The following is a 19,682-nucleotide window of genomic DNA, read 5'->3' as shown; positions in this document are numbered from 1 at the left end:
CGGCTCCTTATGCAGAGCCGTTACTGTGTCAGGGGGTGAAAAGCGGTGCGAGGGGCAAAAGAGCAGCCCGGAAAGTGGCTTCCGGCGTTTTTACCGCTGTTGCATAACAGAACAAGATTGCTGCGAGATAAGCCGCAAAAAAACGGGCCAGCGGCCCGTGATATTGGGAGATGATCAGCGAAAACGCATTGAGAGATCGAGGGCGCGAACGTGCTTTGTCAGCGCACCAACAGAGATGTAATCGACGCCGGTTTGTGCAAATTCGCGCAGCGTCTGCTCGGTAACATTGCCTGAGACCTCCAGCTTCGCCTGGCCATTGGCCCGTTTGACCGCTTCGCGCATCTGCTCGGGCGCGAAGTTATCCAGCATGATGATATCGGCACCCGCCTTCAGCGCATCATCGAACTCTTCCAGCGTCTCGACTTCAACCTCGACCGGCACATCCGGATGCAGCCAGAAGGCCTTCTCTACCGCGTTGCGCACTGAGCCTGCGGCGATAATGTGGTTCTCTTTGATCAGAAACGCATCGGAAAGCCCGAGACGATGATTCGCGCCACCGCCGCAGAGCACCGCATATTTCAGCGCCGTGCGCAGGCCGGGCAGGGTTTTGCGCGTATCAAGCAGTTGTGTTTTGGTGCCCTCCAGCAGGGCAACATAGTTGCGCACCGCGCTGGCGACGCCGGAGAGCGTCTGAACAAAGTTGAGTGCTGTACGTTCACCGGTGAGCAGCACGCGCGAAGGGCCATCCAGCTCAAACAGCGGTTGATCGGCGTGCACCGTGTCGCCATCCGCAACGTGCCAGGTGAGCGTTACGTCGTCGCCCGCCAGCTGTATAAACACCTCTTCAACCCAGCGTTTACCGCAGAACACCCCCTCTTCACGGGTGATCACTACCGCATGGGAGTGATTCTCTGGCGGTAATAATTGCGCGGTAATGTCGTTATTCGCATCGACTTCTCCACCCAGATCTTCACGCAGTGCCAGCGCGACGGCGGCAGGAATATCCAGTTCAATGCGTTTTAGCAACGCGTCACGGCGAAGGTCGGGGTTATAGCGGCGAGGCGGCATGATAGGCTCCAAAAAGTGTAACGAATCACAAAGTTAGCGTTTGGTTGTGCAGCTCCGGCATTATGGGAGGCGGCCTAAGCATGCTACTCTGAAGCGTGTTTCAGCACCATCCTCTATAAGGAGTTCCTTATGCAGTTACGCAAGGGTTGGCTGGTGGAGGCGCGGCATGTGCCCTCTCCGCATTATGATTGCCGCCCGGACGATGAGTCGCCATCACTGTTGGTGGTACATAATATCAGCCTGCCTCCCGGCGAGTTTGGCGGCCCGTGGATTGACGCGCTCTTTACCGGCACGCTGGATCCCAGCGCCGATCCCTATTTTGCCGGCATTGCTCATCTTCGCGTTTCTGCGCACTGTCTGATTCGCCGCGACGGAGAAATAGTGCAATATGTGCCTTTCGATAAGCGCGCCTGGCATGCGGGCGTCTCCTCTTATCAGGGGCGCGAGCGCTGTAACGATTTCTCAATCGGCATTGAGCTTGAGGGAACGGACGATCTGGCGTATACCGACGCGCAGTACCGCCAGCTGGCGGCGGTGACAAGAACGGTGATTGAGCTTTACCCGGCGATTGCCGACAATATGACCGGACATAGCGATATCGCGCCTGAACGTAAGACCGACCCCGGCCCTGCGTTTGACTGGGCCAAATTTCGTGCCCTGGTCGCCGCGTTGTCAGAAAAGGAGATGCCATGACGTTATTCACCATGCTGCTGGTACTGGCAGCGGAGCGGCTGTTTAAACTGGGAGAGCACTGGCAGCTGGACCACCGGCTGGAGGTGCTGTTCCGGCGCATCAAGCGCTATTCGATGCTGAGAACGCTGTTAATGACGGCGTTAGCCATGCTGGTGACCTTCCTGATTCTGCGCGCGCTGCTGGGGATGTTTTTCAACGTCCCGCTGCTGGTGGTGTGGATCCTGATTGGCCTGCTGTGCATCGGCGCGGGCAAAGTGCGGTTGCACTACCACGCCTATCTGAAAGCGGCGGCGCGAAACGACAGCCGCGCCCATATGGCGATGGCCAGTGAGCTGACGTTGATTCACGGCGTGCCGCCCGGATGCGACGAGCGCGAGTTCCTGCGCGAATTGCAGAATGCGCTGCTGTGGATTAACTTCCGCTTCTACCTCGCGCCGCTGTTCTGGTTTGTGGTGGGTGGCCCCTGGGGGCCGGTATTGCTGGTCGGGTACGCCTTTTTGCGCGCCTGGCAGTATTGGCTGGCGCGCTTCAAGACGCCGACCGAGCGGCAGCAATCTGGCATCGACGCTATTTTACATCTGCTCGATTGGGTACCGGTGCGCCTTGCGGGCGTGGTCTACGCGCTGCTCGGTCATGGTGAGAAAGCGCTGCCAGCCTGGTTTGCCTCGCTCGGCGATACCCACACCTCGCAATACCATGTGTTGACGCGGCTGGCGCAGTTCTCGCTGGCGCGCGAGCCGCATCATGATAAGGTCGCCACGCCGAAAGCGGCGGTGTCGATGGCGAAGAAGACCTCGTTTGCCGTGGTCGTGGTGGTGGCGGTACTGACGATTTACGGCACGCTGATGTAACCGCGTGCCGCCGGTTTACTGATTATCCGCCGCCGGGATGCCGAAGTCAGGCATCCCGTTTTCCTGCCAGCGAATCGTTTTCAGGCGCGTATGGCGGTTGGGATCGTAGAGCGGATCGCCCTCAATTTCGGTGTAATTACGTGCATGATACACCAGCACATCTTCCCCCTCCGGCGTCTGCGTAAAGCTGTTGTGTCCCGGGCCATACTGGCGGTTTTCATAACTGGTTTTAAACACCGGCTCGGGCGATTTATGCCAGTTTTGTGGCTCAAGCGGGTTGGCGTCGAGATCGATCCACAGCAGCCCCATGCAGTAGTTCTCGTCCGTCGCGCTGGCGGAGTAGCTAATAAAGAGCTTATCGTTGTGAAACAGCACCGCCGGGCCTTCGTTAACCAGAAAGCCGCGACACTCCCACTCATATTCCGGTTTGCTTAACATCACCGGCTCGCCTTTCAGCGTCCACGGGTTTTCCATCTCCGCCAGATAGAGATTGGAGTTGCCCGCAATATCCGGCGCTTTTTGCGCCCACAAATACCAGCGCTTGCCTTGATGGACAAAGGTGGTGGCATCCAGCGCAAAGGTGTCGAACGGCGTCTTAACCTGGCCTTTCTCAACCCACTCCCCGGTTAATGGATCGGTATCGGCGCACTCGAGCACAAACATGCGGTGCTGGAACATATTCAGCTTATCGAGCGCTTTTGTGCCAGCGGCGGCAAAGTAGAGATACCATTTGCCCTCAATATGATGCAGCTCCGGTGCCCAGATAAGCTCGCTCATCGGCCCGCTTTGCGGCTTGCGCCACACCACCACGCCTTCTGCGCTGCGCAGCCCGTCGAGCGTGGCGGCGCGGCGGATCTCCAGGCGATCGTACTCCGGCACCGAGGCGACAAAGTAGTAGTGTTCGTCGTGGCGCAGAATAAACGGGTCTGCGCGCTGTTCAATAAAGGGGTTCGGCCAGGTTTTCATTATGCATTCCTTACGTTTTTCGCCGCCGGTACGCTCTGGCTGTCGCTCAGTTCGTGGTAGTTAATGCGGCGTTTTTCCAGATCCGCCTGGATCTGTTTCATCAATTCACGGTCGACTTTCAGCAGACGAACCACGCCTGCGGTGATGAGATAACCGACGCCCGGGATCACCGTAAACAGCAGTACGATGCCGTTGATGGCGCTGGCGCTCTGCTGTTTGGCACCGGCGTCGTAGCCATACCAGGAGAGCAGGAAACCGACCATCGCGCCCGCCACCGCCAGCCCGACTTTCAGGAAGAAGAGGTTGCCGGAAAAGCTGATCCCGGTGATACGTTTGCCGGTTTTCCACTCGCCGTAATCATCGACATCGGCCATCAGCGACCAGTGCAGCGGGGAGGGGATCTGGTGCAGGATGTTGAGCAGGAAATAAAGCACCGCAATCATCACCGTCGCGCGCGGGTCGAGGAAGTAGAAGCCGCAGGAGAAAATCGCCAGCGCGATATTAGTCCAGAAGAAGACTTTCAGTTTGCACCAGCGGTCGGTCAGCACTTTTGCCAGCATGCTACCGAACATCATGCCGACCACGCCAAGGCTGATAAACAGCGTGGCGAAGTGGGTGCTCTCCTGCATCACCCAGGTGACGTAGTACATGGTTGCAGCCATACGGATAAAGCCGGGGCAGACGTTGCACAGCGTCAGCAGCAGAATGCGCACCCATTGATCGTTTTTCCATACGTCTTTGAGATCTTTCTTCATGTCGTCATTAGTCGGCACCGCCGGGCGCACACGCTCGCGCACCGTAGCAAAGCAAAACAGGAACATACACATGCCGATAAACGCCAGCACCGTCATCGCCATCTGATAGCCTTTGGCTTTATCCGCGCCGCCGAACCACTCCGCCATTGGCAGCAGCGTCAGCGACAGCAGCAGCGTCGCGATGCCGACCATCACAAACCGGTAAGACTGGCAGGCTACGCGCTCTTTCGGATCGTTAGTGATAACGCCGCCCAGTGAGCAGTAGGGAATATTGATGGCGGTGTAGGTAAGCGAAAGCAGGAAGTAGGTGACAAAGGCATAGATAACTTTGCTGCTGTAGGTCCACTCCGGGGTGGTAAACATCAGCACGCTAAAGACCGCGTAAGGCAGTGCAATCCACAGCAGCCACGGGCGAAAACGGCCATATTTGCTCTGCGTGCGGTCGGCCAGCGCGCCCATTAACGGGTCGGTGATGGCATCAATAACGCGAATCGACAGCAGCAGCACACCGACCAGCGCGGGAGCCAGACCGAAGATATCGGTGTAAAAATAGTTCACAAACAGCATGATGGCGCCAAAGATGATGTTGCATCCGGCGTCGCCCATGCCATAACCAATCTTCTCTTTAACAGACAGTTTAGTGGTGTCCATCGACGGGTCTCCCTCTGAGGTATGAGTTCGATTATTCGCCCGTAAATTTTTATTTGCGTAGCAGGATCACGCCGCAGAGATGGACAAAATGGCTACGTAAAGGAAAGTGTGAGGAAGATAACATTGGTTTAACAACCCTCTCCCGGACGGGAGAGGGCAGGGCAGAAGAGGATCAGTGTGCTTTCACCGCTTTAGCATTTTTCTGTCGTACCAGGTAGCCGACGCCAAGAATGGCAATCCACACCGGGATGAGCCACACGGAGATCGCCATACCCGGCGTCATCACCATGATAACCAGCACTGCCGCCATAAAGATCAGGCAGATCCAGTTCCCCAGCGGGTAGAAGAGCGCCGGGAAGCGCGGTTTCACGCCCTGTTGCTGCTTCGCACGACGAAAACGCATATGCGCGAGGCTGATCATCGCCCAGTTAATCACCAGCGCCGAGACCACAAGCGCCATCAGCAGCCCAAAGGCGGATTCCGGTGCGAGGTAGTTAATCAGCACGCAGAGCGCGGTGAAGAGTGCGGAGACGAGGATGGTGTTGACCGGCACGCCGCGCTTGTCGGTTTTTTGCAGCATTTTCGGCGCGTTGCCCTGTTTGGCCAGGCCAAACAGCATGCGGCTGTTGCAGTAAACGCAGCTGTTGTAGACCGACAGCGCCGCAGTCAGCACCACGATATTCAGCGCGTTAGCGACAAAGGAGTCGCCCAGTTCATGGAAGATCAGCACAAACGGGCTGGTGTCAGCCGTTACGCGGGTCCACGGCAGCAGGGAGAGCAGCACCGCCAGCGAGCCAATGTAGAAGATCAGAATGCGGTAGATAACCTGGTTGGTCGCTTTGGGAATGCTCTGCTCCGGGTTATCCGCTTCCGCCGCGGTGATACCGACCAGCTCCAGCCCGCCGAAGGAGAACATGATGATCGCCATCATCATCACCAGGCCGCCGATGCCGTGCGGCAGGAAGCCGCCTTGTTCCCATAAGTTGCGAACCGTCGCCTGCGGGCCTGCGCTGTCGCTAAACAGCAGCCAGCCGCCGAAGAGGATCATCGCCACCACGGCCACCACTTTGATAATGGCAAACCAGAACTCCATCTCGCCGAACACTTTTACGTTGGTCAGGTTGATGGCGTTGATAACGACAAAGAAGACGGCAGCGGAAGCCCAGGTAGGGATCTCCGGCCACCAGAACTGGACATATTTACCGACCGCCGTCAGTTCGGCCATGGCGACCAGCACGTAGAGCACCCAGTAGTTCCAGCCGGAGGCGAAGCCGGCAAAACTGCCCCAGTATTTGTAAGCGAAATGGCTGAAGGAGCCGGCAACCGGCTCTTCGACCACCATCTCCCCGAGCTGGCGCATAATCAGAAACGCGATAAAACCGGCAATGGCGTAGCCGAGAATAATGCCGGGGCCGGCCGACTGGATGACTGACGCGCTGCCCAGAAACAGCCCAGTCCCAATAGCACCGCCCAGCGCGATAAGCTGTATATGGCGGTTCTTAAGGCCGCGCTTTAGCTGATCGCCGTGCTGTTGACCTTCCATTATGAAACCTCGTGTGTGGTTATTATGTTTACGCTATGTTTGAGCGTGTAATGAATAAGTTCCATTTATATGTATTTTTTGCTTTACGAAGCGGCAGGATGATTTTGACTTGAGACCTTTCGCATGCCAAAGAATAGTGGTAAGCGAACGGGAATGCATCTGCTTTATGACGGGTCTATGACGAGCTGATGAAAAAAAGAGCGCCGGCAAATAACCCTCTTCCCCCCTCATACCAAAACACCCCTCTTTTTATTCATCAGAAGTGAATAAAAAATCATCTATAAACCGACTGAATCGGTTCACATTCAGTAATTTGCGTTTCGGGAAAGTTAAAACTCACTCTTAAGGGGTAAACGAGTCATTTGCGTAAGGTTACATCTTTGAAACGCCATTTCTCTTTGCTTGTTAAAATGTGCGTGGTTTCCTGATTTCAATCAAAACCTGTATGGACAGAAGGTGAATACTTTGTTACTTTAGCGTCAACAATATGAAATTGGTAAGACCAATTTACTCCGGGCGAGTGGCAGAGACAGGGAACAATGGCCTACAGCAAAATCCGCCAACCTAAACTTTCCGATGTGATTGAGCAGCAACTGGAGTTTTTGATTCTCGAGGGCACACTCCGTCCCGGTGAAAAACTTCCTCCAGAGCGCGAACTGGCCAAACAGTTCGACGTTTCTCGTCCTTCACTGCGCGAGGCCATCCAGCGTCTCGAAGCGAAAGGCCTGCTCCTACGTCGCCAGGGTGGCGGGACCTTTGTCCAAAGCAGTCTGTGGCAGAGCTTCAGCGATCCGCTGGTCGAGCTTCTGACCGATCATCCCGAATCCCAATTTGATCTTCTCGAAACGCGCCATGCACTGGAAGGCATTGCTGCTTATTACGCGGCGCTTCGCAGCACCGACGAAGACAAAGTGCGGATTGGCGAGCTGCATCGCGCCATTGAGCTGGCTCAACAATCGGGCGATCTGGACGCGGAGTCCAGCGCGGTCGTGCAGTATCAAATCGCCGTAACGGAAGCGGCACACAATGTAGTCCTGCTTCATCTGCTACGCTGCATGGAGCCGATGCTGGCGCAGAACGTTCGTCAAAACTTCGAACTGCTCTACGCCCGCCGCGAGATGCTACCGCTGGTCAGCAACCATCGCGCGAGCATCTTCGCCGCGATCATGGCAGGCAAACCGGAAGAGGCGCGTGAAGCGTCGCACCGCCATCTGGCGTTTATCGAAGAGATTTTGCTGGATCGCAGCCGTGAACAGAGCCGTCGTGAACGCTCTCTGCGTCGGCTGGAGCAGCGCAAGAATTAGAATTTTCTGGCGCAAATTGTGCCGGAAGAGTTGTAACAACAGCGCCAACTTTTAGAGCGCGGCAACTAAACGCAGAACCTGTCTTATTGCACTTTTACGAACCTTTACAGGCCGTCAGAGTGCAATGGGACAGGTTCCAGACAATCAACGATTAGATAGATAAGGAATACCCCCCATGTCAGAACGTTTACAAAATGACGTGGATCCGATCGAAACTCGCGACTGGCTACAGGCGATCGAATCGGTCATCCGTGAAGAAGGTGTTGAGCGTGCTCAGTATCTGATTGACCAGCTCCTTTCTGAAGCCCGCAAAGGCGGTGTGAAAGTGGCAGCTGGCACAGGGGCGAGCAACTACGTAAACACTATTGCCGTTGAAGATGAACCGGAATACCCGGGCAATCTGGAACTGGAACGCCGTATTCGTTCAGCTATCCGCTGGAACGCAATCATGACGGTTCTGCGTGCGTCTAAAAAAGACCTCGAGCTGGGCGGTCACATGGCCTCCTTCCAGTCTTCCGCAACCATTTACGAAGTCTGCTTCAACCACTTCTTCCGCGCTCGTAACGAGAAAGACGGCGGCGATCTGGTGTACTTCCAGGGCCACATCTCTCCGGGCGTGTACGCACGTGCATTTGTTGAAGGTCGTCTGACTGAAGAGCAGATGAACAACTTCCGTCAGGAAGTTCACGGTAAAGGCCTCTCCTCTTACCCGCACCCGAAACTGATGCCGGAATTCTGGCAGTTCCCGACCGTTTCCATGGGTCTGGGCCCGATTGGTGCGATTTATCAGGCGAAGTTCCTGAAATATCTGGAACACCGTGGTCTGAAAGATACCTCTGAACAGACCGTTTACGCCTTCCTCGGCGACGGTGAGATGGATGAGCCGGAATCCAAAGGTGCGATCACCATCGCGACCCGTGAGAAACTGGACAACCTCTGCTTCATCATCAACTGTAACCTGCAGCGTCTTGATGGCCCGGTCACCGGTAACGGCAAAATCATCAACGAACTGGAAGGCATCTTCGCAGGTGCTGGCTGGAACGTAATCAAGGTGATGTGGGGTTCTCGTTGGGACGAGCTGCTGCGTAAAGACACCAGCGGTAAACTGATCCAGCTGATGAACGAAACCGTTGACGGCGACTACCAGACCTTCAAATCGAAAGATGGTGCGTACGTTCGCGAACACTTCTTCGGTAAATACCCGGAAACCGCCGCACTGGTTGCAGACTGGAGCGACGAGCAGATCTGGGCACTGAACCGTGGTGGTCACGATCCGAAGAAAATCTACGCTGCACTGAAAAAAGCGCAGGAAACCAAAGGCAAAGCAACTGTCATCCTGGCCCACACCGTTAAAGGTTATGGCATGGGCGACACCGCCGAAGGTAAAAACATCGCCCACCAGGTGAAGAAAATGAACATGGACGGCGTGCGTTATATCCGCGACCGCTTCAATGTTCCGGTGACCGATGAGCAAGTTGAAAAACTCTCTTACCTCACCTTCGCTGAAGGCTCTGAAGAGCACAAATATCTGCATGAACGTCGCCAGGCACTGAAAGGCTACCTGCCGTCACGTCAGCCGAACTTCACCGAAAAACTGGATCTGCCTGCGCTGGAAGACTTCTCTCAGCTGCTGGAAGAGCAGAACAAAGAGATCTCCACCACCATCGCCTTCGTTCGTGCCCTGAACGTGATGCTGAAGAACAAGTCGATCAAAGATCGCCTGGTTCCGATCATTGCCGACGAAGCGCGTACCTTCGGTATGGAAGGTCTGTTCCGTCAGATTGGTATTTACAGCCCGAACGGCCAGCAGTACACCCCGCAGGACCGTGAGCAGGTTGCTTACTACAAAGAAGACGAGAAAGGTCAGATCCTGCAGGAAGGTATCAACGAACTGGGTGCTGGCGCATCCTGGCTGGCGGCTGCGACCTCTTACAGCACCAACAACCTGCCGATGATTCCGTTCTACATCTACTACTCGATGTTCGGTTTCCAGCGTATCGGTGACCTGTGCTGGCAGGCAGGCGACCAGCAGGCTCGCGGCTTCCTGGTAGGTGGTACTTCTGGTCGTACGACCCTGAACGGTGAAGGTCTGCAGCACGAAGATGGTCACAGCCACATTCAGTCACTGACTATCCCGAACTGTATCTCTTACGATCCGTCTTACGCTTACGAAGTTGCGGTCATCATGCATGACGGTCTGCAGCGCATGTACGGCGAGAAACAAGAGAACGTTTACTACTACATCACCACGCTGAACGAAAACTACCACATGCCGGCAATGCCGGAAGGCGCCGAGGAAGGTATCCGTAAAGGTATCTACAAACTCGAAACCGTTGCGGGTAACAATGGTAAAGTTCAGCTGCTGGGCTCCGGTTCTATCCTGCGTCACGTTCGTGAAGCAGCGCAGATCCTGGCTAACGACTACGGCGTAGGTTCTGACGTTTATAGCGTCACCTCCTTCACCGAACTGGCGCGTGATGGCCAGGATTGTGAACGCTGGAACATGCTGCACCCGCTGGAAACTCCGCGCGTTCCGTACATCGCTCAGGTGATGAACGACGCTCCGGCTGTAGCATCTACTGACTATATGAAACTGTTCGCCGAACAGGTTCGTACTTATGTACCGGCTGATGATTACCGCGTACTGGGTACCGATGGCTTCGGTCGTTCCGACAGCCGTGAAAACCTGCGTCACCACTTCGAAGTTGATGCTTCTTACGTGGTTGTAGCAGCCCTGGGCGAACTGGCTAAACGTGGCGAAATCGACAAGAAAGTGGTGGCAGAAGCGATCACCAAATTCAACATCGATGCAGATAAAGTTAACCCGCGTCTGGCGTAAGAGGTAAAGAGACAATGGCTATCGAAATCAACGTACCGGACATCGGGTCTGATGAAGTAGAAATCACCGAGATTCTGGTCAAAGTGGGCGACAAAGTTGAAGCTGAACAGTCGCTGATCACCGTAGAGGGCGACAAAGCCTCTATGGAAGTTCCGTCTCCGCAGGCTGGCGTCGTGAAAGAGATCAAAGTCTCTGTCGGCGACAAAACCGAGACCGGTAAACTGATCATGATTTTCGATTCCGCCGACGGTGCAGCTGACGCTGCACCTGCTCAGGCAGAAGAGAAGAAAGAAGCCGCTCCGGCAGCTGCCGCACCGGCCGCTGCAAGCGCAAAAGACGTTCACGTGCCGGATATCGGCGGTGATGAAGTCGAAGTGACCGAAATTCTGGTGAAAGTGGGCGACAGCGTGACCGCTGAGCAGTCCCTGATCACCGTGGAAGGCGACAAAGCCTCCATGGAAGTTCCGGCGCCGTTCGCTGGCACCGTGAAAGAGATCAAAGTCAACACCGGCGACAAAGTCTCCACCGGTTCTCTGATCATGGTCTTCGAAGTGGCGGGTGCTGCACCGGCTGCTGACGCGAAACCGCAGGTCAAAGAAGAAGCGGCTTCTGCTCCGGCAGCGGCTGCGGGCGCGAAAGACGTTAACGTACCGGATATCGGCGGTGACGAAGTCGAAGTGACCGAAGTGATGGTCAAAGTCGGCGATAAAGTCTCTGCTGAACAGTCTCTGATCACCGTTGAAGGCGACAAAGCCTCGATGGAAGTCCCGGCACCGTTCGCGGGCGTGGTAAAAGAGCTGAAAGTGAACGTGGGCGACAAAGTCTCCACCGGCTCGCTGATCATGGTCTTCGAAGTAGAAGGCGCTGCGCCTGCCGCTGCTCCGGCAGCGAAACAGGAAGCGGCTCCGGCACCGGCTGCAAAAGCTGAGAAACCGGCTGCTGCGGCTCCGGCTAAAGCAGAAGGCAAATCTGACTTCGCAGAGAACGACGCTTACGTCCACGCAACTCCGCTGATCCGCCGCCTGGCGCGCGAATTCGGCGTGAACCTGGCGAAAGTGAAGGGCTCCGGTCGTAAAGGCCGTATCCTGCGTGAAGACGTTCAGGCTTACGTGAAAGACGCGGTGAAACGCGCGGAATCCGCACCTGCTGCCGCTACCGGCGGTGGTCTGCCAGGCATGCTGCCGTGGCCGAAAGTGGACTTCAGCAAGTTCGGCGAAATCGAAGAAGTGGAACTGGGCCGTATCCAGAAAATCTCTGGTGCTAACCTGAGCCGTAACTGGGTGATGATCCCGCACGTTACCCACTTCGACAAAACCGATATCACCGATCTGGAAGCGTTCCGTAAACAGCAGAACGCCGAAGCCGAGAAACGTAAACTGGACGTGAAATTCACCCCAGTGGTCTTCATCATGAAAGCCGTTGCTGCGGCCCTTGAGCAGATGCCACGTTTCAACAGCTCCCTGTCCGAAGATGGTCAGCGTCTGACGCTGAAAAAATATATCAACATCGGTGTCGCGGTTGATACCCCGAATGGCCTGGTGGTTCCGGTCTTTAAAGACGTGAACAAGAAGAGCGTGACCGAGCTGTCCCGCGAACTGACCGTGATCTCCAAGAAAGCGCGTGATGGTAAACTGACTGCCGGCGAAATGCAGGGCGGCTGCTTCACCATCTCCAGCATCGGCGGCCTGGGTACAACCCACTTCGCGCCGATTGTGAACGCGCCGGAAGTGGCTATCCTGGGCGTCTCCAAGTCCGCGATGGAACCGGTGTGGAACGGTAAAGAGTTCGTTCCGCGTCTGATGATGCCGATTTCGCTCTCCTTCGACCACCGCGTGATTGACGGTGCTGATGGGGCGCGCTTTATCACCATCATCAATAACATGCTGTCCGACATTCGCCGTCTGGTGATGTAATCGAAAAGCCGGCCTGACGGCCGGCTTTTTTCTGCTAATCTCATAGCGCTTTTGGGGTTATCAGGGGCAAAGGACAATTCGTTAGCCGTTTGTTGTTTCAAAAATGTTAACAATTTTGTAAACTGCGGGCGGATAGAACGTCCCGGTGGATGAAGGGCGACATGAAGTACCCCTGACCGCCGGAAATCAATAAGAGGTCATGATGAGTACTGAAATCAAAACTCAGGTCGTCGTACTTGGGGCAGGCCCGGCAGGTTACTCTGCTGCCTTCCGTTGCGCTGATTTAGGTCTGGAAACCGTCATCGTTGAACGCTACAACACCCTCGGCGGTGTTTGTCTGAATGTAGGTTGTATCCCTTCTAAAGCGCTGCTGCACGTCGCGAAAGTGATTGAAGAAGCTAAAGCGCTGGCCGAGCACGGCATCGTCTTCGGCGAACCGCAGACCGACATCGACAAAATCCGTACCTGGAAAGACAAAGTAATTAACCAGCTGACCGGCGGCCTCGCAGGTATGGCAAAAGGCCGTAAGGTCAAAGTGGTTAACGGTCTGGGTAAATTTACCGGGGCGAACACCCTGGAAGTGGAAGGCGAAAACGGCAAAACCGTAATCAACTTCGACAACGCCATCATCGCGGCGGGTTCCCGTCCGATTGAACTGCCGTTCATTCCGCATGAAGATCCGCGCGTGTGGGACTCCACCGGCGCGCTTGAGCTGAAATCCGTACCGAAGCGTATGCTGGTTATGGGTGGCGGCATCATCGGTCTGGAAATGGGCACCGTATACCATGCGCTGGGTTCAGAGATTGACGTGGTTGAGATGTTCGACCAGGTGATCCCGGCCGCAGACAAAGACGTGGTGAAAGTCTTCACCAAACGCATCAGCAAGAAGTTCAACCTGATGCTGGAAACCAAAGTGACTGCCGTTGAAGCGAAAGAAGACGGTATCTACGTTACGATGGAAGGCAAAAAAGCTCCGGCTGAACCGCAGCGTTACGACGCCGTGCTGGTCGCCATCGGCCGTGTGCCGAACGGTAAAAACCTCGACGCCGGTAAAGCGGGCGTGGAAGTGGACGACCGTGGCTTTATCCGCGTCGACAAACAGCTGCGCACCAACGTGCCGCACATCTTCGCTATCGGCGACATCGTCGGTCAGCCGATGCTGGCGCACAAAGGCGTGCATGAAGGCCACGTTGCCGCAGAAGTTATCGCCGGTAAGAAACACTACTTCGATCCGAAAGTGATCCCGTCTATCGCCTATACCGAGCCAGAAGTGGCATGGGTAGGTCTGACCGAGAAAGAAGCGAAAGAGAAAGGCATCAGCTACGAAACCGCCACCTTCCCGTGGGCAGCTTCTGGCCGTGCTATCGCTTCCGATTGCGCAGACGGTATGACCAAACTGATTTTCGACAAAGAGACGCACCGTGTTATCGGTGGCGCGGTTGTCGGCACCAACGGCGGCGAGCTGCTGGGTGAAATCGGTCTGGCGATCGAAATGGGCTGTGATGCAGAAGATATCGCGCTGACCATCCACGCGCACCCGACGCTGCACGAATCTGTTGGCCTGGCCGCAGAAGTGTTCGAAGGCAGCATCACCGACCTGCCGAACCCGAAAGCGAAGAAGAAATAACTCTCTTCACGCCGCTTACGCGTTCGAAACAAAGCAGCCTTTATGGCTGCTTTTTTTATGCCTGGAGAAAACCACCACATTTAGTAGGTAATTCCCTCTCAACCAATTGATAACGAAGCCGATAACTCACTTAAGAATAGTGTTGGCACGCTCGCCTCAGGCGGGCGGCCTGGCGTCGTCATGACATGGACTTTGTCTCTTATCCGCGTTTCATCGCTCCCGTCCTGCCTTTGCCGCATTTGTTGTTCTTCTGGTGTTCGAAATATAAAGGAATCGTTAATGTCTATTAAAAAACTCGCTGTCGTCGGTATGGTTCTGGCGGCATTTACCCTTTCCGGCTGTGGCGCGATGACGACGGCTATCAAAAAACGCAATCTGGATGTGAAAACCCAGATGAGCCAGACCATCTGGCTGGAGCCGGCTTCTGAGAAAACGGTATTTATCCAGGTGAAAAATACCTCTGATAAAGACATGAGTAATTTGCAGACTCTGCTGGCGAAAGAGCTGAGCGATAAAGGCTACAAAGTCACCTCCTCTCCGGATACGGCCTATTACTGGATCCAGGCGAACGTGCTGAAAGCGGACAAAATGGATCTGCGTGAAACTCAGGGCTACCTGAAAAGTGGTTACGAAGGCGCGGCGATTGGTGCCGGTCTGGGTGCCGGTATCACCGCCTATAACAGCAACTCCTCCGGCGCCGCGCTGGGTGTGGGTCTGGCGGCTGGCCTGATTGGTCTCGCAGCAGACGCGATGGTGGAAGATGTGAACTTCACTATGATCACCGACCTGCAGATCTCCGAGCGCAGCAAAGCGAAAGTGACCACCGATAATATCGCCGCCCTGCGTCAGGGCACCTCCGGTATCAAGCTGCAGACCAGCACCGAAGAGGGTAACCGCGCGAAATACCAGACCCGCGTGGTCTCTAACGCCAACAAAGTAAACCTGAAATTCGAAGAGGCGAAACCGGCTCTCGAAGCGCAGCTGGCAAAATCTGTCGCCAACATCATGTAAGTTGATTGCTGACATCTTAAAAAGCGGGCTCGGGCAACTGGTCCGCTTTTTTTATACGTAAAAGTGACGGGTGCCTGCTTTTCAGCCAAAAGCGATAAACCTTCGCCGCACGTTGCCGATGTTACTTATTTACTATTTCGGTGAGAGGGAGTTTCATCGCCATGATTAACGGCCTTAACCTTACTGCGCTACTGCCATCAGCCGCGCGGGTCAGTACCCCGGCGCGAGTGGGCATTGCCGCACCCGCATCTGTAAACAAAGCATCTCCCGCGGATGACGCCTCGACAAAAGTGATGTTTGGCAGCCAGACGTCGGAGATCGCCGCCGTCTATTCGCTGATGCCCAAGAAAGTGAACCCGGCGATTGCCGAGCAGCAGCATAGCCAGATTCAGGGGCTGATGGGGCTGGCTTCTGGCGGCACCTCCATCTCCGCTTTCGTCACGCTTGGCAGCACGCTGCTGAGCAATCTGAATGATAACCGTGGCGATGTCGTGCAGACGCTGCGCGGTGCGGATATGGGCATTGCCCGCGCGGCAAATGACTCCGCCATCAGCATGGATATCGTCACCCAGTCCGGCACCAAAGTGCAGCTGGTGATGAGCCAGCAGGATGACGGCATGACCGTTCAGCTGAAAACCGATGGCGAAGCGCTCAATGACGACGAAGCCGCCGCCATCGCAGGCCTCGGTAAAGCGCTGGGGGAGACCCTGAGCGGCCTCGGCAAGCAGCAGCCGCAACTTGATATCAGCGGCTTAACTCAGTTTGATACCCGCCTGCTGAAATCGGTGGATCTGAAAACCGACCTGCGTAACGACGACAAGTCGTTGCAGTCGCTCAATTTCCATGCGGATAACAAAACGCGCTCCACGGCTTATGAAGATGGCGAGTTCTCGCTGAAAATGAGCAGCGATATGGCGCACTCTGCCTTTGCCGGCAACGCCGCGCAGCAGCAAATCGCCTTAAGCGCGTGGGATAGCAAATTCGATAAAGCGCGCACTGCCGGGCAGGGCAATTATGACCAGATGGCAGCGATGAAGGCGGTCTTCCGCGCGCTTAACAGCAATACCAGCGCTGAAACAATGCCTGTCGTGGCGACGAATGCGATCCGCATCGGCGATAACGGCGCGTCACAGCTGAGCGGTTTGAATGATTTCTCGCTCTCGCTGACGCAGACGGAGAAGTCGGTCAACCCGGCGAAGTTGCAGGAGAAAGATCGCTTTGCCTACACCGCCTCGCAGTCAACGGAAGCCAACGCCCACAGCGACAGCTCCAAGAGCGTGAAGCAGACGACGCGCAGCAATCTGAGCGCCGCATGGCACCAGGCGATCGATCCGTCGATTCCGCTGGCGTTGGGCACGCAGAAATCCTCACAAAGCTACTACTACCATGTGGTGGAAAACAGCGAGGAGAACAGCACCACGCTCAACTACAACGGACGCGGCCAACTGGCTAACGTTCAGCACCATCAGCAGGTAGATAACCGTGAAACGGTGAAAAAGTACCTGCTGGGCAAACTGGTTGATGAGAGCCTGAACCCGGAGAAATACAGCCGTAGCTGGGGGCTGGACATTCTCGGCAAGCTTTAACATTGTCTTAACGTAACGGCTCTGCGGAGCCGTTTGTTTTCTCGGCGGTTCGAGGATTATTTTTCGCTAAACCCCTCTGCCGTCGGCTTTATGCCATCTGTAACGATTCAGCCGGGATTTAATGTTGCTTTTTTGTAAACAGATTAACACCCCCTGAAATTCCTGCTATGCTGCCCGGCGCGGTTCGCGGATTTACCCTACAAACTGCTGTCTCACAGGAGCGTGAAGAGAAACGCCTGCCGCATTATGACAATGAGAGCGAGGAGAACCGTCGTGCTAGAAGAATACCGTAAGCACGTAGCTGAACGTGCTGCTGAGGGGATTGCGCCAAAACCATTAGATGCAACCCAAATGGCCGCGCTTGTCGAGCTGCTGAAGAGTCCGCCTGCTGGCGAAGAAGAATTCCTGTTAGACCTGCTGGCTAACCGTGTCCCGCCCGGTGTTGATGAAGCCGCCTATGTAAAAGCGGGTTTCCTTGCAGCGGTCGCCAAAGGCGACGCGACCTCCCCACTGGTTAGCCCTGAAAAAGCCGTTGAACTGCTGGGCACCATGCAGGGCGGCTACAACATCCATCCGCTGATTGAAGCCCTGGATAACGACGCGCTGGCACCGATTGCTGCCAAAGCCCTCTCCCATACCCTGCTGATGTTCGATAACTTCTACGACGTGGAAGAGAAAGCGAAAGCGGGCAACGCCTACGCCAAACAGGTGATGCAATCCTGGGCGGATGCTGAATGGTTCCAGAGCCGTCCGCCGCTGGCCGAGAAGATCACCGTTACCGTCTTTAAAGTGACCGGCGAAACCAACACCGATGACCTTTCACCGGCACCGGATGCCTGGTCGCGCCCGGATATTCCGCTGCACGCGCTGGCGATGCTGAAAAACGCCCGTGAAGGGATCGAACCGGATCAGCCGGGCAGCGTTGGCCCGATCAAACAGATCGAGGCGCTGGCGCAGAAAGGCTTCCCGCTGGCCTACGTCGGCGACGTCGTTGGTACCGGCTCTTCGCGTAAATCCGCCACCAACTCGGTGCTGTGGTTTATGGGCGACGACATTCCGAACGTGCCGAACAAGCGCGGCGGCGGTCTGGTGCTCGGCGGCAAAATCGCGCCTATCTTCTTCAACACCATGGAAGATGCCGGTGCGCTGCCGATTGAAGTTGACGTTTCTGACCTGAACATGGGCGACGTGATTGACGTTTACCCGTTCAAAGGCGAAGTGCGCAACCACGAAACCGGCGAACTGCTGGCGACCTTTGAACTGAAAACCGACGTGCTGATTGATGAAGTGCGCGCCGGTGGCCGTATCCCGCTAATCATCGGTCGTGGCCTGACCACCAAAGCGCGTGAAGCGCTGGGTCTGCCGCAGAGCGAGATCTTCCGTCAGGCGAAAGACGTGGCGGAAAGCAGCCGCGGCTATTCGCTGGCGCAGAAAATGGTTGGCCGCGCCTGTGGCGTAGAAGGTGTTCGTCCGGGCGCGTATTGCGAACCGAAGATGACCTCCGTCGGCTCGCAGGACACCACCGGTCCGATGACCCGTGATGAGCTGAAAGACCTGGCGTGCCTCGGCTTCTCTGCCGATCTGGTAATGCAGTCCTTCTGCCACACCGCGGCCTATCCGAAGCCGGTTGACGTCACTACCCACCATACGCTGCCGGACTTCATTATGAACCGTGGCGGCGTGTCGCTGCGTCCGGGCGATGGCGTTATCCACTCCTGGCTGAACCGCATGCTGCTGCCGGATACCGTTGGTACCGGCGGTGACTCCCACACCCGTTTCCCGATTGGTATCTCCTTCCCGGCGGGCTCTGGTCTGGTGGCATTTGCCGCTGCGACCGGCGTGATGCCGCTGGATATGCCGGAATCAGTGCTGGTGCGTTTTAAAGGCAAAATGCAGCCGGGCATCACCCTGCGCGATCTGGTTCACGCTATTCCGCTGTATGCCATCAAACAGGGCCTGCTGACCGTTGAGAAGAAGGGTAAGAAAAACATCTTCTCCGGCCGTATCCTGGAAATTGAAGGCTTGCCGGATCTGAAAGTCGAGCAGGCGTTCGAGCTGACCGATGCCTCCGCTGAGCGTTCTGCCGCGGGTTGCACCATCAAGCTGAACAAAGAGCCGATTATCGAGTACCTGACCTCCAACATCGTGCTGCTGAAGTGGATGATTGCTGAAGGCTACGGCGACCGCCGTACGCTGGAGCGCCGTATCCAGGGCATGGAGAAATGGCTGGCGGATCCGCAGCTGCTTGAAGCGGATGCGGACGCAGATTACGCGGCGGTGATCGATATCGATCTGGCCGAAATCAAAGAGCCGATCCTCTGCGCGCCGAACGATCCGGACGATGCGCGTCTGCTCTCTGATGTGCAGGGCGAAAGCATCGATGAGGTGTTCATCGGCTCTTGTATGACCAACATCGGTCACTTCCGCGCCGCCGGTAAGCTGCTGGACAGCCATAAAGGCCAGCTGCCGACCCGCCTGTGGGTTGCTCCGCCGACGCGTATGGATGCCGCGCAGCTGACCGAAGAGGGCTACTACAGCGTCTTTGGTAAGAGCGGTGCGCGTATCGAAATCCCGGGCTGCTCCCTGTGCATGGGTAACCAGGCGCGTGTGGCAGACGGTGCGACCGTCGTTTCAACGTCGACCCGTAACTTCCCGAACCGTTTAGGTACCGGCGCGAACGTCTTCCTGGCCTCTGCGGAGCTGGCAGCCGTCTCGGCGCTGATCGGCAAGCTGCCGACGCCGCAGGAGTATCTGACCTTTATGGATCAGGTGGATAAAACCGCCGTGGATACTTACCGCTACCTCAACTTTGACCAGCTTGATCAATACACCGACAAAGCTGAAGGCGTGATATTCCAGACCGCCGTCTAAATAA

At 55.9% G+C, this 19,682-nt stretch carries 13 protein-coding genes; 9 read left to right on the top strand and 4 right to left on the bottom strand.

The features are described from left to right. Positions 1-174: 174 nt before the first annotated feature. Entirely contained in the window at positions 175-1,068 is an 894-nt protein-coding gene (nadC, locus tag EH164_RS18485; RefSeq protein WP_124969780.1) for a carboxylating nicotinate-nucleotide diphosphorylase, read from the bottom strand. A gap of 129 nt (positions 1,069-1,197) precedes the next feature. On the opposite strand from nadC, the gene ampD reads away from it, so the two are divergent. Both ampD and ampE read left to right on the top strand, forming a co-directional pair. Continuing rightward, positions 1,198-1,761: a 1,6-anhydro-N-acetylmuramyl-L-alanine amidase AmpD gene (ampD, locus tag EH164_RS18480; protein ID WP_023480445.1), complete on the top strand. Its 564-nt coding sequence runs from the start codon at positions 1,198-1,200 to the stop codon at positions 1,759-1,761. After that, positions 1,758-2,612, top strand: coding sequence for a beta-lactamase regulator AmpE (gene ampE, locus EH164_RS18475; protein ID WP_124969777.1), 855 nt, complete (start codon positions 1,758-1,760; stop codon positions 2,610-2,612). Before ampD ends, ampE begins: the two co-directional genes overlap by 4 nt. Positions 2,613-2,627: 15 nt before the next feature. On the opposite strand, the gene EH164_RS18470 is transcribed toward ampE, so the two are convergent. The 3 genes from EH164_RS18470 to aroP all read right to left on the bottom strand — a co-directional run bounded on the left by EH164_RS18470 (position 2,628) and on the right by aroP (position 6,527). Further along, on the bottom strand, positions 2,628-3,578 hold the full coding sequence (locus tag EH164_RS18470; protein WP_124969774.1) for a family 43 glycosylhydrolase: 951 nt from the start codon (positions 3,576-3,578) through the stop codon (positions 2,628-2,630). Then, positions 3,578-4,984, bottom strand: coding sequence for a glycoside-pentoside-hexuronide (GPH):cation symporter (locus tag EH164_RS18465; protein ID WP_124969771.1), 1,407 nt, complete (start codon positions 4,982-4,984; stop codon positions 3,578-3,580). The genes EH164_RS18470 and EH164_RS18465 overlap by 1 nt, the downstream gene beginning before the upstream one ends. Positions 4,985-5,156: 172 nt before the next feature. Next, on the bottom strand, positions 5,157-6,527 hold the full coding sequence (gene aroP / locus EH164_RS18460) for an aromatic amino acid transporter AroP (protein ID WP_076768886.1): 1,371 nt from the start codon (positions 6,525-6,527) through the stop codon (positions 5,157-5,159). A gap of 539 nt (positions 6,528-7,066) precedes the next feature. Here aroP and pdhR point away from each other — a divergent pair. The 7 genes from pdhR (at position 7,067) to acnB (ending at position 19,678) form a co-directional block, all read left to right on the top strand. Next, positions 7,067-7,831 (top strand): pyruvate dehydrogenase complex transcriptional repressor PdhR, encoded by a 765-nt coding sequence (gene pdhR / locus EH164_RS18455; RefSeq protein WP_023480248.1) that lies wholly within the window; start codon positions 7,067-7,069, stop codon positions 7,829-7,831. 175 nt (positions 7,832-8,006) lie between these two features. Then, positions 8,007-10,670, top strand: coding sequence for a pyruvate dehydrogenase (acetyl-transferring), homodimeric type (aceE, locus tag EH164_RS18450; protein ID WP_124969768.1), 2,664 nt, complete (start codon positions 8,007-8,009; stop codon positions 10,668-10,670). 14 nt (positions 10,671-10,684) lie between these two features. Further along, a complete protein-coding gene (aceF, locus tag EH164_RS18445; protein WP_124969765.1) occupies positions 10,685-12,583 on the top strand; it encodes a pyruvate dehydrogenase complex dihydrolipoyllysine-residue acetyltransferase in 1,899 nt (632 codons plus the stop codon). 202 nt (positions 12,584-12,785) lie between these two features. Continuing rightward, positions 12,786-14,210, top strand: coding sequence for a dihydrolipoyl dehydrogenase (gene lpdA / locus EH164_RS18440; protein ID WP_023480442.1), 1,425 nt, complete (start codon positions 12,786-12,788; stop codon positions 14,208-14,210). A 279-nt stretch (positions 14,211-14,489) separates the two neighbouring features. Next, complete coding sequence (traT, locus tag EH164_RS18435; RefSeq protein WP_023480291.1) at positions 14,490-15,221, top strand: conjugal transfer complement resistance protein TraT; 732 nt, start codon at positions 14,490-14,492, stop codon at positions 15,219-15,221. Between the two features lie 161 nt (positions 15,222-15,382). Further along, positions 15,383-16,807, top strand: coding sequence for a hypothetical protein (locus tag EH164_RS18430; protein WP_124969762.1), 1,425 nt, complete (start codon positions 15,383-15,385; stop codon positions 16,805-16,807). A 273-nt stretch (positions 16,808-17,080) separates the two neighbouring features. Beyond that, entirely contained in the window at positions 17,081-19,678 is a 2,598-nt protein-coding gene (acnB, locus tag EH164_RS18425; protein ID WP_124969759.1) for a bifunctional aconitate hydratase 2/2-methylisocitrate dehydratase, read from the top strand. Positions 19,679-19,682: the final 4 nt, after the last annotated feature.

Origin of the sequence: Kosakonia sp. CCTCC M2018092 (assembly GCF_003864115.1) — a bacterium.
Lineage (GTDB): Bacteria > Pseudomonadota > Gammaproteobacteria > Enterobacterales > Enterobacteriaceae > Kosakonia > Kosakonia cowanii.
Note: the sequence above shows the minus strand (reverse complement) of the source record. Positions and strands in the feature narration are given on the sequence as shown.